This window comes from Streptomyces solicamelliae (assembly GCF_045348655.1).
GTDB lineage: Bacteria > Actinomycetota > Actinomycetes > Streptomycetales > Streptomycetaceae > Streptomyces > Streptomyces solicamelliae.
On record NZ_CP160404.1, the window covers coordinates 2003182 to 2017339 of the forward strand.

Consider the following 14158-nt stretch of genomic DNA (forward strand, 5'->3'; position numbering starts at 1 on the left):
CACGGCCCGCTCCTCAGATCTCGATGCACGTGCGCAGCGCCGCGCCCGTACGCATCTGGTCGATCGCCTCGTTGATCCCGGCCAGCGGCACCCGGTGGGTGATCAGCGACTCCAGGTCGATCCGGCCCGCCCGCCAGAGCGCGATGGCCCGCTCGTACGAGGTGAGGACGTCCCCGCCGCCGTACATGGACGGCAGGATCCGCTTCTCGTCGAAGAACAGCTCGAACATGTTGAGCTGCAGGAAGTCGTCGAGGGCGCCCGCGCCGACCACGCAGAGCGTGCCGCCGCGCCGCGTCGTCTCGTACGCCGTGCGCGCGGTCGCGGACTTGCCGACCACCTCGAAGACGTAGTCGAAGCCCTCGCCCGCGGTCACCCGCTGCTTCGCGTCCGCCAGCGCGTCCGGCGCGACCGCCTCCGTCGCCCCGAACCGCAGCGCCGCCTCCCGCCGGGACTCCACCGGATCGACGGCGACGATCTGCGCCGCGCCCTGGAGCCGGGCGCCCTGTATCGCGGAGATCCCGACGCCGCCGCAGCCGATGACCGCGACCGACGAACCCGCCGTCACCTTCGCCGTGTTGATCGCCGCGCCGAGGCCGGTGGTCACCCCGCAGCCGATGAGCGCCGCGATGTCGAAGGGCACGTCGTCGGGGATCGGCACCGCGCAGCCGGCGTCGACGACGACCTCCTCGGTGAAGGTACCGGTCCCGGCGAAACCGAACACGTCCCCGCCGGGCCGCTTGAAGTTGGGCACGCCCGCGTTCATGAAGCCCGCCAGACACAGCTGTGTCTGCCCGCGCCTGCACGCCGCGCAGACCCGGCAGGCCGGCAGCCAGCACAGCAGCACCCGGTCGCCGGCCCCGAGGCCGGTGACCCCGTCGCCGACGTCGACGATCTCCCCGGCCCCCTCGTGGCCGGGCACGAACGGCGCCGGCTGCGGCAGCACGCCGCTCATCGCCGACACGTCGGAGTGGCACAGTCCGGTCGCCCTGACCCGGATCCGCACCTTGCCCGGGCCGAAGCCCACGGCCTCGACGTCGTCGAGGACCTCCAGTTTGTCCTGGCCGATCTCGTGCAGTACGGCTGCGCGCATGGTGCGGCTCCCCTCGGAATACCCACTCAGGAATGCTCGGGTCAGGAATGTTCGACGACGGTGTCGGCGAGGACCGGGGCGTCGTCCCGTTCCGCCGCCGTCACGGACACCTGGACGCGGCCCTCCCCGGCCCACATCCGGATGCGCAGGGTCTCGCCGGGGAAGACCACCCCGGCGAAGCGGGTGCGGTACGAGCGGACGCGCGCGACGTCGCCGTCGAGCAGCGTGTCGACGACCGCCTTGAGCGTCATGCCGTACGTGCACAGCCCGTGCAGGATCGGCCGGTCGAAGCCCGCCAGCTTGGCGAACTCCGGGTCGGCGTGCAGCGGGTTCCAGTCCCCGGAGAGCCGGTAGAGCAGCGCCTGGTCCTCGCGGATCGGCCGCTCCTCGGTCCGGTCGGGCGCGCGGTCGGGCCGTTCGACGCGGGCGGAGGGCCCGCGGTCGCCGCCCCAGCCGCCCTCGCCGCGGACGAAGATCTGCGCGTCGCTGGTCCACAGCGGGCCGTCCTCGTCGGCGGCCTCGGAGCGCAGCACCAGGACGGCGGCCTTGCCCTTGTCGTACACGGCGGCGACCCGCGAGGTGGACACGGCCCGGCCGCGGACCGGGAGGGGCCGGTGCAGGGTGACGGTCTGCCCGCCGTGCAGCACCGCGGCGAGGTCGATGTCGATCCCCGGCGCGGACAGGCCGCCGGCCATGCCCGTTCCGGCGCCGGCGACGGTGGCGAAGCTGGGCAGGACGTGGAGCCTGGACTCGAGGGTGTAGCGGAGTTCGTCGGGGTCGGTGGCGGGGACGCCGGCGCCGAGGCCGAGGTGGTAGAGCTGGACGTCCTTGTGGTCCCAGGCGATCTCGGCGCTGCGGGGCTCGGCGGCGATCGCCTTGGCGGCATCGATGGGCATGTGGATGCTGCTCCTTGAGGGAGTGGAAGACCTCGGTGCGACCGTCCGCACCGTCGGCCGCACCGAGGCCGTACAGGGCATCATCTAGAACGCGTTCTAGATCGATGGACCCCATGTATAGCCGAGGGGGCAGGAGTTGTGAACCCTCCCCGGCGCATGTTTCTGACGCAACGTCAGAGATCTCCGGCGGAAGCCGCCCGGGACATTTGTCACCGCCGAGTCCGTACATTCACGCCTGCCCCGCACCACCCCCGCTCCGTAGCGTCGTGGTCATGACGAACGAGCCCGCGGACCACCGCTCCGCACCTCCCGCAGTCGCCTTCGAGGCAGTCACCAAGTCCTTCGGAGCGGTCCGCGCCGTCGACGGCATCGAGCTCACGATCCGGCGCGGCGAGACCGTCGCCCTCCTCGGCCGCAACGGCGCCGGGAAGTCGACCTCCATCGGCCTGCTGCTCGGCCTGGACGAGCCCGACACCGGCCGGGTACGGCTCTTCGGCGACGCCCCCGCGCAGGCCGTCGAGGCGGGCCGGGTCGGCGCGATGCTCCAGGAGGGACGTGCCGTCCCCCGTGTCACCGTCGGCGAACTGGTCTCCTTCGTCGCCCGCGCCTACCCCGCGCCGATGCCGGTGGCCGAGGCCCTGGAGCTCGCCGGGCTCACCGAGTACGCCGGCCGCCGCGTCGACCGGCTCTCCGGCGGCCAGGCCCAGCGCGTCCGCTTCGCCGTCGCCCTCGCCGGCAACCCCGAGCTGATCGTGCTCGACGAGCCGACCGCCGCGCTCGACGTGGAGGCCCGGCAGGCCTTCTGGGACGCGATGCGCGGCTACGCCCGGCGCGGCAACACCGTCCTGTTCTCCACCCACTACCTGGAGGAGGCGGACGCGTACGCCGACCGGATCGTGGTCGTCGACCACGGCCGGGTCCTCGCCGACGGCACCGCCGAGGAGCTGAAACGCCGCACCGGCGGCAACCTGGTCTCGGTCGACCTGGCCGGCCGGCCCTCCGGCGGGCTCGAACTGCTCCCCGGGGTGACCGCGGTGGAGATCCGCGGCGACCGCGCCCGGCTCCGTACCGACGACTCCGACGCGACGGTCCGCGCACTCGCCGCCGCCGACGCGATCCGCGGCCTCGAAGTCACCCCGCTCTCGCTCAACGACGCCTTCCTGTCCCTGACCTCCGCCCACCGGCGCACCCTGGAGAACGCCCGATGATCGCCTCGTACGTGATGCTCGAAGTCCGCCGCACGCTGCGCGACACCGGTTTCGCGATCGGCAGCGTGGCCGTGCCGGTGCTGATGTACCTGCTCTTCACCAACCTCGGGGACGACGCGGGCGACTGGAAGACCGCGTCCATGGTCGGCATGGCCGCGTACGGGGCGCTCAACGCGGCGCTCTCGGTGGGCGGCGGGGTCGCGGAGGACAAGTCGGTCGGCTGGCTGCGACAGCTGCGGATCACCCCGATGACCCCGCGTCAGGTGGTGGTCGGCCGCGCCCTGACCGGCTCGGTGGTCGTCCTGCCCGCCATCGCCGCCGTACTGGCCGCGGGCGCGCTGGTCAACGGGGTGCGGATGGACGCCTGGCAGTGGCCGGCGGTGGCCGTGGTGCTGTGGCTCGGCTCGCTGCCGTTCACCCTGCTCGGCCTCGGCAACGGCTACCGGCTGACGCCGCAGACCACGGGCGTGATGAACGTGGCCTGCACCATGGGCCTGGCGATCGTCGGCGGCCTGTGGTTCCCGGCCCAGCTGTTCCCCGACTGGCTGCGGACGGTCTCCGGCCTCACCCCGACCAACCGGTTCGCCGAGGTGGGCCGGGCGGTGACGGAGGGCACGGCGCCGGGGTTCGCGGCGATGGCGGTGATCACGGTCTGGGCGCTGCTCTTCGGTTCGTACGCGGCCTTCTCGTACCGTCGCTCGGCGAGGACGGTCTGAGGTCGGGGGGACGGCTATGCGCGACTGGTGGAAGAAGCGGCGGCGGGTGCGCCCGCCGGAGGAGCTGGGTCCGCCGAACGGCTTCGCGATGCTGCCGTGGCTGTTCATGGGCCTGGGCGCGGTGTCCCACCTGATCCGGGGAGAGAACGCGTACCCGGTCGTCACGGCCTTCGCGATCCTCGCCTTCAACTCCCTCTATGTCGCCCTGGTGTTCCGGGCCTTCGACAAGCGGCTGCGGAACTCCCGGACCACCTGGTGGCTGCTCGGCGGAATCACGGCGGTGACGCTGTTCCTGGCCACCGCGTTCGGCGGCCCCTATCTGGCGTTCTTCCCGCTGCTCGGACTGGCCGTCGGTTCGGTCGCGCGGGGGCGATGGCTGCCCCGGCTCGTGTTCCCGCTCTGCGTGACCGCCGGTGCGGTGGCCTGGGCACGGGACGGCTGGGGTGCGGTGAACGTCGCGTACGGCACGTTCCTGTCGAGCATGGTGACGGCGGCGGTGCTCGCCCTGTCGGAGACGGTGAAGGAACTGCGGGCCACCCGGCAGGAGCTGGCACGGGCGGCGGTGGAGAAGGAGCGGCTGCGCTTCTCGCGGGACCTGCACGATCTGCTGGGGCACACGCTGTCGGTGATCGTGGTGAAGTCGGAGGCGGCGCGGCGGCTCGCGCCGCGGGACCTGGACGCGGCGCTGGCGCAGATCGTGGACATCGAGTCGGTGGGCCGCCAGGCGCTGACGGAGATCCGCGAGGCGGTGACGGGGTACCGCGAGGGCAGTCTCGGCACGGAGCTGGACCGGGCGAGGTCCGCGCTGACCGGCGCGGGGATCGAGCCGGTGGTACGGCGGTCGGGGCCGCCCCTGGAGCCGCAGACGGAGGCCCTGTTGAGCTGGGTGGTCCGGGAGGCGGCGACCAACGTGCTGCGGCACAGCGGGGCGACACGCTGCGAGATCGAGGTCGCGGGCGCCCCGGTGGCGGTCCCCCCGGCCGGAGGCTGGGGGAGGGTCCGGCTGACGGTCACCGACAACGGCCGCGGTACGGGTGGGACGTCCGACCCCGGCAACGGACTGACGGGGTTGCGCGAGCGGGTCGCGGCCGCAGGCGGCACTCTTGAGTCGGGACCGGCCCCCAAGGGCGGTTTCCGGGTCGTCGCGGAACTCCCCGTGGAGACCCCCGCGTCGCGAGAGCTGGAGCAGGCCGAATGATCAGAGTGCTGCTCGCCGAGGACCAGGGCATGCTGCGCGGCGCGCTGGCGCTGCTGCTCGGCATGGAGCCGGACATCGAGGTGGTGGCCCAGGTGGGCCGGGGCGACGAGATCGTGGACGCGGCGCTGACGAGCCGGCCCGAGGTGGCGCTCCTCGACATCGAACTCCCGGGCCGCAGCGGCCTCGACGCGGCGGCGGACCTGCGCACGGAGGTCCCGGACTGCCGGGTGCTGATCCTGACGACCTTCGGCCGCCCCGGCTATCTGCGCCGGGCGATGGAGGCCGGGGCGGCGGGCTTCCTGGTGAAGGACGGTCCGGTGGAGGAGCTGGCGGCGGCGATCCGCAAGGTCCTCCAGGGCGAGACGGTCATCGACCCGACGCTCGCCGCGGCCGCGCTGAGCGCCGGCCCGAACCCCCTCACCGCCCGCGAACGCGATGCCCTGGGCGCGGCTGCGGACGGCGCGACGATCGCCGACATCGCGACGACCCTGCACCTGTCGGAGTCGACGGTCCGCAACTACCTCTCCTCGGCCATCGGCAAGACCGGCACCCGCAACCGCATGGAAGCCGTCCGCGCGGCCCGCCGGCAGGGCTGGCTCTGACGGACCCGGTCCCGGTCAGACGCCCCGTCGGGCCCGGGCGACGAGCCCCACCGTGATGCCGGCGATCCCGACGAAGAGTCCGAGCAACGCGGCCCCCGCCCACCCGAGCAGCCCGGCCCGGCTGTCGAGCACCCGCCCCTCGACGGCACGGGCGTCGACACTGCCCGCCTGCTCCTCGAGAAAGAACCGCGAGTCGTACGAGTTCCCCCGGTCATCGCCCAGCAGAAAGAGCCGCCCGGCGGGCACGACGACGTCGTACGACCGGCCCAGGCCGGAAAGCTCCCCGTCCTTCGTGTACGGCTCGACCAAGGGCTCCCCGTTCACGGTGACCGGCGCACCGGGACTCCGGCTCTGGCTGACCCGATCGCCTCCGACCCCGATGACCCGCTGCAGCACGGCCATCCCCTCGTAACGCTCCGCGGTCCGGTAGAGCACCACGTCCCCCCGCCGCACCTCACTCCCGTCGATCCGCTCGACGAAGACGGGATCACCGGCCGCATACGTCGGCTCCATGGCACTGCTGTTCACGGAAACAGCCCCATAAGCGGTCAGCACGACCAGGATCGCCCCCAGAGCGACGGCCAACCCCCCGACACCCGCCACCCAGGCTCCGATTCGCACTCCACGCCCAGCCCGCCCCATGTTTCCTCCTGATCGAAACGTTCGGCGCACAGACTATGGGCGCTCCGTGACAGAGGGCTTCGGCAGCCACAGCAGCATGAGTACGGCGGACGCCAGGAGAATGCCCGTCGATGCGCGGAAGGCGAGCGCGTAGCCCTCCGTCAGGGCTTCGGGGGTGGTACGGCCCGCCGTGCGGGAGGCGGCGAGGGTGGAGAGGGTGGCCAGACCCAGGGCGCCGCCCATGGTGCGGGAGGTGTTGACGAGGCCCGAGACCAGGCCGGCCTCGTCGGGGGCCGCGCCCGAGGTGGCGAGGGAGGCGAGCGGGGTGATGGTCAGGCCCATGCCGATCATCATCAGGATGCCGGGGCCGAGGATCGTCCCGAGGAACGAGCCGTCCGCGGTCATCGTCGACTGCCAGCCGAAGCCGGCCGCCGCGATCAGCGCGCCGAGGACGGCGAGGTTCCGGGCGCCGACGACCGGCATCAGCCGCGGGGCCAGCTTGGAGCTGAGCAGGACGCTGACCGAGGACGGCACCAGGGCGAGCCCGGCCTCCAGCGGGGTGTAGCCGAGGACGTTCTGCGCGTACACCGTCATGAAGAACCACATGCCGAAGGACGCCGAACACGTCGTGAGCAGCGCCACGTTGGCCGCCGACACCGCCCGGAGCCGGAACACCCGCAGCGGCATCAGCGGGGCCGCCGTACGCGCCTCCACGGCGACGAACACCCCGAGCAGCGCCAGCCCGCCGATCAGCGGCACCAGGGTCGCCGGTGCGCCCCAGCCGGCTTCCTCCGTCTGCACGATGCCGTACGCGACGGCCGCCAGGCCGCCGGTGACGAGTACCGCGCCGGGCAGGTCGAGCCGCCGGCCGGCGGCGCCGCGGCTCTCGGTCAGCCACACCGCCGCCGCGACCATCACGACCACGCCGACGGGCACGTTGATGAGCAGGACCCAGCGCCAGGAGAGCAGGTCCACGAGCACGCCGCCCACGAAGCCGCCCGCCGCGCCGCCGGCCGCGCCGACCGCCGTCCAGGTACCGATGGCCCTGGCCCGCGCCGGACCGGCGGGCACCGCACCGGTGATCAGGGTGAGCGTCGCGGGCGCGAGGATCGCCGCGCCGAGGCCCTGTACGGCCCGCGCGGCCACCAGCTCCCAGCCCTCCTGCGCCAGCCCGCCGGCCACGGACGCGGCGGTGAACAGTCCGAGCCCCAGCTGGAACACCCGCTTCCGCCCGAACAGGTCCACCGCCCGCCCGCCGAGCAGCATGAACCCGGCGAAGGCGATCGAGTACGCGTTGAGCACCCACTGCAGCCCCAGCGCCGACAGCCCGAGGTCGGCCCGCATCGACGGCAGCGCCACGTTCACCACGGACACGTCGAGCACCACCAGGAACTGCCCGGCGCAGGCGACCAGGACGACGAGCCACGCCCGGGCGTCGGGGCGTTCGGGGGCGGGCTGTTCGACGACGGCTGACTCTGTGCGCTCGGTGGAGGCCATGGGCGTCATGCTCGCAGACCTCCCCTGACCCGTACATCGGATGGGGGACCCACCCGGGTACGGGACTTGGGACCTAGGCCGCCCGCCCCGCCGTCCCCGCCCACCGTCCCCCGCACACGGCCGATGTCACATCCCCGCCCCTCGTACCGTCTACAGGGTGGGGGTCGCCCGACCGGCCCCCCGGCGACCCCCGACGGGCGAACGGAGGACCACTGCGATGATCGGAACCGTGTTCCGGACCGAGGACGTGCCCGCGGAGGGCAGGTTCGACAGCTGGCGGGACATGATCGTGCAGACCCGGTCGGCCGACGTCGCCAGTCCCCACGCCGCGGACTTCCGGGCGGAGATCCGGTACCTGGAGCTGGGACCGGTCAGCGTCTGGCACACCTCGTTCGCGCCGTCGCACTTCAGCCGGACCATCCGCAGGGCCCGCGGTTCGGACCAGGAGCGCTACCACCTCACGCTCCTGCTCGACGGGGCGATGACGCTGGACCAGGACTCCGAGCCGACGACCGTGCTCGGCCACCGCGACCTCCATCTCCTCGACAGCGCGCAGCCCTTCGAGATCCGCCCGTACGGCCAGGACTGCCGCGTCCTGTCGGGCGTCGGCGTGGACTTCCCCATGGAGCTGCTCCCCCTGCCCCCGGACCGCGTCCGAGCCCTGCGCGGGCGCGGCCTCTCGGCGCGGGAGGGCATGGGCGCGCTGCTCGCGGACTTCCTCGTCGGCCTGGGGCGGCAGGCCGACACCCTGCGTCCGGCCGACGCGCCCCGCCTCGGCGCCACCGTGCTCGACCTCGTCTCCGGCTGGCTGGCCGGCGCGCTGGACGCCGAGGCCGAGCTGCCGCCCGAGACCCGTCACGAGCTTCTGGCGGAAGGCGTCCGGGCGTTCGTGCACCAGAATCTGCGCGACCCGGACCTGACGCCCTCGTCGATCGCCGCCGCGCACCACGTCTCGCTCAGCCACCTGCACCGCGTGTTCACCGGTCAGTCCGGCGGCGAGACCCTCGCCGCCTGGATACGCGGCCGCCGCCTGGAGCAGGCCCGTCGCGACCTCGCGGATCCCGCGCTGGGTACGACCCCGATCCACGCGGTCGCCGCCCGCTGGGGCTTCCCCCGCGCCTCCGACTTCACCCGCGCCTTCCGCGGCGCGTACGGGATGTCCCCGCGCGAGCACCGGCAGCAGGCCGAGACGCGGCGCCGGGAAAATGCCGCGCCCGAGCTGGACCCGCGCTGAGACGCAGTGCCAAGAAAGCGGAGACGCAGCGCCAACACCACCGGCCGACGGCCCGGCATGATCGGTGGTGCGCGCAGAGAGCGCAGATGGGGGACCGCAGTTCATGGGCTGCGCGGCGATCTCTGCGCGCCTTGAGCCCGGCCTGTCCCAGAAGCAGACGACCACCTCCCTCGGCAGTCGCCTGCCGGGCCGGTGTGGCGGCGTCCCCTCGGTTCCCCCGGTGGGGGACGCCGCCCGTACACACCAGGCCGGACGCGCCCTCGCTCCCGCCGCGTCGGCGGCGTCACCCCCGCCGCAGCATCGTCACCACCGCCGCGCCGCCCAGCCCGATGTTGTGCGCGAGCCCGACCCGCGCCCCCGCCACCTGTCGGTCCGCCGCCTCGCCCCGCAACTGCCAGACCAGTTCGGCCGCCTGGGCCAGGCCCGTCGCGCCGAGCGGGTGGCCCTTGGAGATCAGTCCGCCCGACGGGTTCACGACCCACCGCCCGCCGTACGTCGTCGCGCCGGCCTCGACGAGCTTGCCGGACGCGCCCTCCTCGCACATGCCGAGCGCCTCGTACGTCAGCAGCTCGTTGATCGAGAAGCAGTCGTGGAGCTCGACGACGTCGACGTCCTCGATGCCGAGCCCGGACGCCTCGTAGACCTGACGCGCCGCCGCCCGTGACATCGGCCGGCCCACGACGTCGATGCAGGAGCCGGAGGCGAAGGACTCCTCCGTGTCCGTGGTCATGGCCTGCGCCGCGATCTCCACCGCCCGGTCCCGCAGCCCGTGTTCGTCCACGAACCGCTCGGACACGACGACCGCCGCGGCCGCACCGTCCGAGGTCGGCGAGCACTGGAGCTTGGTCAGCGGCCGGTGGATGGTCTTCGCCGCGAGGATCTCCTGGACCGTGTACACGTCCTGGAACTGGGCGCGCGGATTGGCCGCCGAGTGCCGGTGGTTCTTCGCCCCGACCGCGGCGAGCTGCGCCTCGGTCGTCCCGTACCGGTCCATGTGCTCACGCGCCGCGTTGCCGAAGATCTGCGCGGTCGGCGGAGTCATCTCGAAGCCGTGCGCGGCGGCCATGACGCCGTAATGCCGGGCCACCGGGGACGTCTTGCCCCCGACATCAGCGGCTCCGCCGCGGGCACCCCCGTCGGACCCTCCGCCCAGCGCGCCGCGCGCCATCTTCTCGAAGCCCAGCGCCAGCACGCAGTCCGCGAGCCCGCCCTCCACGAACTGCCGGGCCATCATCAACGCGGTCGAGCCCGTCGCGCAGTTGTTGTTGACGTTGTAGACCGGCACGCCCGTCAGGCCCAGTTCGTACGCGGCGCGCTGCCCGGCCGTCGACGCCTGGAAGCAGTACCCCACCGGCACCTGCTGCACCTGCCCGTACGCGACGCCCGCGTCGGCGAGCGCGGCCGTGCCGGCCTCCTTCGCCATGTCCCAGTACTGCCAGTCGCGCGTCTCGGGCTTCGCGAAGTCCGTCATCCCGACCCCGACGATGTACGCCTTGCTCACCATGGTCTCCTTCGGTCCCTGAGTCCTTCAGTCCCTGGGCAGGCCGAGAATGCGCTCGGCGACGACGTTCAGCTGGACCTGCGTGGTGCCGCCGGCGATGGTCAGGCAGCGGGACATGAGCAGCCCGTGCACCGCCCGCTCCCCCGCCCCCTCCCGCACCGCGCCCGCCGGTCCGAGGAGTTCGAGGGCCAGCTCGGCGAGCCGCTGCTGGTGCCCGGTCTGGACGAGCTTGCGCACGCTGGCCCCCGCGCCCGGTTCGAGCCCCGAGACCTGGAGCAGCGTGGTGCGCAGCCCGATGCAGCCGAGCGCGTGCGCCTCCGCGACGAGCGCCCCGATCCGTACGCGGACGGGCTCGTCGGCGCGGCCGGAGGCGTCGATCAGCGACTCCAGGCCGGTGTCGAAGGCGACCTGGTCGGCCATGTGGACCCGCTCGTTGCCGAGGGTGTTGCGGGCGACCCGCCAGCCGTCGTTCACCTCGCCGACGACGGCGTCCGCGGGGAGCGGTGCGTCGTCGAACCAGACCTCGTTGAAGAGCGAGTCCCCGGTGATCTCCTTCAGGGGGCGGATGTCGATGCCGGGGGTGTTCTTCATGTCGACGACGAAGTACGTGAGCCCCTGGTGCTTGGGGGCGTCGGCGTCGGTCCGGGCGAGCAGGATCCCGTGGTCGGCCCACTGGGCGGCGCTCGTCCACACCTTCTGCCCGGTGATCCGCCAGCCGTCCTCGGTCCGTTCGGCGCGGGTGCGCAGTGAGGCGAGGTCGGAGCCGGCCCCGGGCTCGCTGAACAGCTGGCACCACAGCAGGTCGCCGCGGAGGGTCGGGACGAGGTACCGCTCCTTCTGTTCCTCCGTTCCGTACGCGAGCAGCGACGGGACGACCCAGGTGGCGATGCCGAGCCCGCTCGGGCTCACCCCGGCGGCCGCGAGCTCCTGCTGGACGGCGAGCTGCTGCACCGGCCCGGCCCCGAGGCCGTACGGCGGCGGCAGGTGCGGGGCGGCGAGCCCGGTGGGGGCGAGGGCGCGGCGGGCCTCCTCGGGGTCGAGCCCGCGGGCCCGCGCCACGGCCGTCCGCGCCTCGGCCCGGTACGCCTCGGCCTCCTCCGGCAGGTCGAGCCGCAGCTCGCGCCGCGTCCCGGCGGCGGCGAGCCGGACGGCGCGGGCGCGGTGGGCGTCGCCGCCGCCGAGGAGCTGGCGGGCGACGACGGCGCGGCGCAGGTACAGGTGGGCGTCGTGCTCCCAGGTGAAGCCGATGCCGCCGAGGATCTGGATGCAGTCCTTGGCGCAGCGGTACGCGGCGTCCAGCGCGACGGAGGCGGCGAGCGCGGCGGTGAGGGCGCGTACGTCGTCGGGGGCGCGCGGATCGTCCGCGGCGAGCGCCGCGTCCCACGTCAGGGCGCGGGCCTGTTCGAGTGTGACCAACATGTCGGCGCAGAGGTGCTTGACCCCCTGGAACCGCCCGATCGGCCGCCCGAACTGCTCGCGCACCTTGGCGTACTCCGCCGCCGTCTCCAGGGCCCGGCCGGCGGTGCCGCAGGCGTCGGCCGCGTACAGCACGGCGGCGAGGTCGCGGACCAGCCCGGGGCCGAGGGCGAGGACCCGGTCCGGAGGTAAGGGGACGGCGTCGGCGACGACCTCGGCGGTCGGCCGGGTCGGGTCGGCGCTGTCGTGGACCCGTACGGCGAGCGCGTCGGCGTCCACGGCCGCCCAGACGGTGCCGTCCGGTCCCTCAGCCGCCAGGACCAGCAGGTCCGCCTGCGCGCCGGCGAGCACGGGCGGGGCGGTCCCGGTGAGGACGTATCCGCCGTGCGGGGACGGCACGGCGGTCAGCGCACCGGCCCCGAGGGCGACCGCCCCGATCCGCCGCCCGGAGGCCAGCTCGGCGACGAGCGCGACGAGCCCGGCGCGGCGCAGGACCTCGGCCGCGAGGACGTGCGGCAGGTACGGGCCGGGCAGCACGGCCCGCCCGGCCTCCTCCAGGGCGACGGCCAGATCGGCCAGGGTCCCGCCCCCGCCGCCGTGCTCCTCGGGCAGGTGCAGGGCGTGCAGCCCCTGCTCGGCGAGCGCGTCCCAGTGGACGGGGCGGGCGGTGGCGGTACCGGGGACATCGAGGTGCTTGCGCACCTCCTCGGCCGGCGCGACCCGGGCGAGCAGGCCGCGGACGGCGCGGGCGAGCTCCCGCTGTTCGTGCGTGAGGGCGATGCTCATGGCAGGGCAGACTAGAACACGTTCCATTCTGACGGAAGGTCAGATGCGGGACGGATTGTCAGTGCCGCCTGCCACGATGTTCCGCATGGGTACTTGGGACATCGGACACTTCGACAACGACACGGCGGCGGACTTCGGCGGGGACCTCGACGACCTGCCGCAGGGCGAGCGCCCCGGGCTGATCCGCGAGCAGTTCCTCGCGGTGTTCGAGGAGGGCGAGGAGTACCTCGACTCGGACATCGCGGTGACCGCCGTCGCCGCCGCGGCGCTCGTCGCCGCGCAGTGCCCGGGCGGCGACCCGGTCACCACCCCCTACGGCCCCGACGAGCCGCTGCCCGACCTGCCCGCGGACCTGCGCCCGCTCGCGGTACGGGCCCTGGACCGGATCCTGGGCCCGGAGTCGGAGCTGGTGGAGCTGTGGGACGAGGGCGAGAGCGGCGGCCCGTGGCGGGAGGGCGTCCTGCGCCTGCGCGGCGTCCTCGCCGCCGTGACCGCCGCAACGACCCCACCTGCCTGACGGCTCTGTGGGATCGTGGAACGGTGAATGTCGACGACCTCCGCCGCCTGCGCCGGGCCCGCGACCAGATGGACCGCGAGTACGCCTCGCCGCTCGACGTCACGGCCCTCGCCCGTACGGCGCTGATGTCACCCGGTCATTTCTCCCGCAGCTTCCGCGCGGCGTACGGCGAGACCCCGTACAGCTACCTCATGACCCGCCGCATCGAGCGCGCCAAGGCGCTGCTGCGCCGCGGCGACCTGTCGGTGACCGAGGTCTGCTTCGAGGTCGGCTGTACGTCCCTGGGCTCCTTCAGCTCCCGGTTCACCGAACTGGTCGGCGAGACCCCCAGCGCCTACCGGGCCCGCGACCACGAGGACGGCGCGGCGATCCCCGCCTGCGTCGCCAAGGTGTACACCCGACCGGTCAGGAACGGAGAAGCGAAGTCGGCGCCGCGCTCCTAGCGTGGAGCGCATGGACATCAACCTCTCCACCTGCTTCATCACCGTCGACGACCACGACAAGGCGATCCCGTTCTACCGGGACGTCCTGGGCCTGGAGGTCCGCAACGACGTCGGCTTCGAGGGCATGCGCTGGGTCACGGTCGGCTCCCCGGCCCAGCCGGACCTGGACATCGTCCTCGAGACCCCCGTCGCCGACCCCAGCGCCTCCCCCGTCGACCGCGACGCCGTCACCGCCCTGATGGCCAAGGGCCTGCTCCGCGGCGTCATCTTCCGCACGGACGACGTCGACGCCACGTTCGAACGCATCCGCACGGCCGGCGCCGACGTCCTCCAGGAGCCCGTCGACCAGCCGTACGGCGTCCGCGACTGCGCGTTCCGCGACCCGGCCGGCAACATGATCCGCTTCACCCAGCCGCGCAAGCAGTGACCACTG

14 protein-coding genes are annotated in these 14158 nt (G+C 73.6%); 8 read left to right on the forward strand and 6 right to left on the reverse strand.

What is annotated here, in order from left to right; genetic code table 11:
* Positions 1 to 13: 13 nt before the first annotated feature.
* Complete coding sequence (locus ABZO31_RS09250) at positions 14 to 1090, reverse strand: Zn-dependent alcohol dehydrogenase (protein WP_406860627.1); 1077 nt, start codon at positions 1088 to 1090, stop codon at positions 14 to 16.
* A 41-nt stretch (positions 1091 to 1131) separates the two neighbouring features.
* Positions 1132 to 1986, reverse strand: coding sequence for a MaoC/PaaZ C-terminal domain-containing protein (locus tag ABZO31_RS09255; protein WP_406860628.1), 855 nt, complete (start codon positions 1984 to 1986; stop codon positions 1132 to 1134).
* A gap of 272 nt (positions 1987 to 2258) precedes the next feature.
* On the opposite strand from ABZO31_RS09255, the gene ABZO31_RS09260 reads away from it, so the two are divergent.
* The 4 genes from ABZO31_RS09260 to ABZO31_RS09275 are packed head-to-tail and all read left to right on the forward strand — an operon-like array spanning position 2259 to position 5710.
* Positions 2259 to 3194 (forward strand): ATP-binding cassette domain-containing protein, encoded by a 936-nt coding sequence (locus ABZO31_RS09260; protein ID WP_406860629.1) that lies wholly within the window; start codon positions 2259 to 2261, stop codon positions 3192 to 3194.
* Positions 3191 to 3910, forward strand: coding sequence for an ABC transporter permease (locus ABZO31_RS09265; protein ID WP_406860630.1), 720 nt, complete (start codon positions 3191 to 3193; stop codon positions 3908 to 3910). Before ABZO31_RS09260 ends, ABZO31_RS09265 begins: the two co-directional genes overlap by 4 nt.
* 16 nt (positions 3911 to 3926) lie before the next feature.
* Positions 3927 to 5108 (forward strand): sensor histidine kinase, encoded by a 1182-nt coding sequence (locus ABZO31_RS09270; RefSeq protein WP_406860631.1) that lies wholly within the window; start codon positions 3927 to 3929, stop codon positions 5106 to 5108.
* Positions 5105 to 5710 carry a response regulator gene (locus ABZO31_RS09275; protein ID WP_406860632.1) on the forward strand — a complete coding sequence of 202 codons (606 nt, stop codon included), beginning with the start codon at positions 5105 to 5107 and terminating at the stop codon, positions 5708 to 5710. The genes ABZO31_RS09270 and ABZO31_RS09275 overlap by 4 nt, the downstream gene beginning before the upstream one ends.
* A 15-nt stretch (positions 5711 to 5725) precedes the next feature.
* On the opposite strand, the gene lepB is transcribed toward ABZO31_RS09275, so the two are convergent.
* Both lepB and ABZO31_RS09285 read right to left on the reverse strand, forming a co-directional pair.
* Positions 5726 to 6352 (reverse strand): signal peptidase I, encoded by a 627-nt coding sequence (gene lepB, locus ABZO31_RS09280; RefSeq protein ID WP_406860633.1) that lies wholly within the window; start codon positions 6350 to 6352, stop codon positions 5726 to 5728.
* 33 nt (positions 6353 to 6385) lie between these two features.
* A complete protein-coding gene (locus tag ABZO31_RS09285) occupies positions 6386 to 7837 on the reverse strand; it encodes an MFS transporter (RefSeq protein WP_406860634.1) in 1452 nt (483 codons plus the stop codon).
* Positions 7838 to 8045: 208 nt separating this feature from the next.
* On the opposite strand from ABZO31_RS09285, the gene ABZO31_RS09290 reads away from it, so the two are divergent.
* On the forward strand, positions 8046 to 9062 hold the full coding sequence (locus ABZO31_RS09290; protein ID WP_406860635.1) for a helix-turn-helix domain-containing protein: 1017 nt from the start codon (positions 8046 to 8048) through the stop codon (positions 9060 to 9062).
* 283 nt (positions 9063 to 9345) lie between these two features.
* On the opposite strand, the gene ABZO31_RS09295 is transcribed toward ABZO31_RS09290, so the two are convergent.
* Both ABZO31_RS09295 and ABZO31_RS09300 read right to left on the reverse strand, forming a co-directional pair.
* Positions 9346 to 10566, reverse strand: a complete 1221-nt coding sequence (locus ABZO31_RS09295; RefSeq protein WP_406860636.1) for a lipid-transfer protein — start codon at positions 10564 to 10566, stop codon at positions 9346 to 9348.
* A gap of 24 nt (positions 10567 to 10590) precedes the next feature.
* On the reverse strand, positions 10591 to 12765 hold the full coding sequence (locus ABZO31_RS09300; protein ID WP_406860637.1) for an acyl-CoA dehydrogenase: 2175 nt from the start codon (positions 12763 to 12765) through the stop codon (positions 10591 to 10593).
* Positions 12766 to 12850: 85 nt separating this feature from the next.
* Here ABZO31_RS09300 and ABZO31_RS09305 point away from each other — a divergent pair, with 85 nt between their 5' ends.
* The 3 genes from ABZO31_RS09305 (at position 12851) to ABZO31_RS09315 (ending at position 14152) form a co-directional block, all read left to right on the forward strand.
* Complete coding sequence (locus ABZO31_RS09305) at positions 12851 to 13282, forward strand: DUF4259 domain-containing protein (protein WP_406860638.1); 432 nt, start codon at positions 12851 to 12853, stop codon at positions 13280 to 13282.
* Between the two features lie 68 nt (positions 13283 to 13350).
* On the forward strand, positions 13351 to 13725 hold the full coding sequence (locus ABZO31_RS09310; protein WP_406865302.1) for a helix-turn-helix transcriptional regulator: 375 nt from the start codon (positions 13351 to 13353) through the stop codon (positions 13723 to 13725).
* Between the two features lie 10 nt (positions 13726 to 13735).
* Positions 13736 to 14152 carry a VOC family protein gene (locus ABZO31_RS09315; RefSeq protein WP_406860639.1) on the forward strand — a complete coding sequence of 139 codons (417 nt, stop codon included), beginning with the start codon at positions 13736 to 13738 and terminating at the stop codon, positions 14150 to 14152.
* The last annotated feature ends 6 nt before the right edge of the window (positions 14153 to 14158 follow it).

What these genes read in the sequence shown, in the direction of transcription:
- ABZO31_RS09250 (WP_406860627.1), bottom strand. Translation starts at nt 1,090, where the DNA reads ATGCGCGCAGCCGTACTGCACGAGATCGGCCAGGACAAACTGGAGGTC.
- ABZO31_RS09255 (WP_406860628.1), bottom strand. Translation starts at nt 1,986, where the DNA reads ATGCCCATCGATGCCGCCAAGGCGATCGCCGCCGAGCCCCGCAGCGCC.
- ABZO31_RS09260 (WP_406860629.1), top strand. Translation starts at nt 2,259, where the DNA reads ATGACGAACGAGCCCGCGGACCACCGCTCCGCACCTCCCGCAGTCGCC.
- ABZO31_RS09265 (WP_406860630.1), top strand. Translation starts at nt 3,191, where the DNA reads ATGATCGCCTCGTACGTGATGCTCGAAGTCCGCCGCACGCTGCGCGAC.
- ABZO31_RS09270 (WP_406860631.1), top strand. Translation starts at nt 3,927, where the DNA reads ATGCGCGACTGGTGGAAGAAGCGGCGGCGGGTGCGCCCGCCGGAGGAG.
- ABZO31_RS09275 (WP_406860632.1), top strand. Translation starts at nt 5,105, where the DNA reads ATGATCAGAGTGCTGCTCGCCGAGGACCAGGGCATGCTGCGCGGCGCG.
- lepB (WP_406860633.1), bottom strand. Translation starts at nt 6,352, where the DNA reads ATGGGGCGGGCTGGGCGTGGAGTGCGAATCGGAGCCTGGGTGGCGGGT.
- ABZO31_RS09285 (WP_406860634.1), bottom strand. Translation starts at nt 7,837, where the DNA reads ATGACGCCCATGGCCTCCACCGAGCGCACAGAGTCAGCCGTCGTCGAA.
- ABZO31_RS09290 (WP_406860635.1), top strand. Translation starts at nt 8,046, where the DNA reads ATGATCGGAACCGTGTTCCGGACCGAGGACGTGCCCGCGGAGGGCAGG.
- ABZO31_RS09295 (WP_406860636.1), bottom strand. Translation starts at nt 10,566, where the DNA reads ATGGTGAGCAAGGCGTACATCGTCGGGGTCGGGATGACGGACTTCGCG.
- ABZO31_RS09300 (WP_406860637.1), bottom strand. Translation starts at nt 12,765, where the DNA reads ATGAGCATCGCCCTCACGCACGAACAGCGGGAGCTCGCCCGCGCCGTC.
- ABZO31_RS09305 (WP_406860638.1), top strand. Translation starts at nt 12,851, where the DNA reads ATGGGTACTTGGGACATCGGACACTTCGACAACGACACGGCGGCGGAC.
- ABZO31_RS09310 (WP_406865302.1), top strand. Translation starts at nt 13,351, where the DNA reads ATGGACCGCGAGTACGCCTCGCCGCTCGACGTCACGGCCCTCGCCCGT.
- ABZO31_RS09315 (WP_406860639.1), top strand. Translation starts at nt 13,736, where the DNA reads ATGGACATCAACCTCTCCACCTGCTTCATCACCGTCGACGACCACGAC.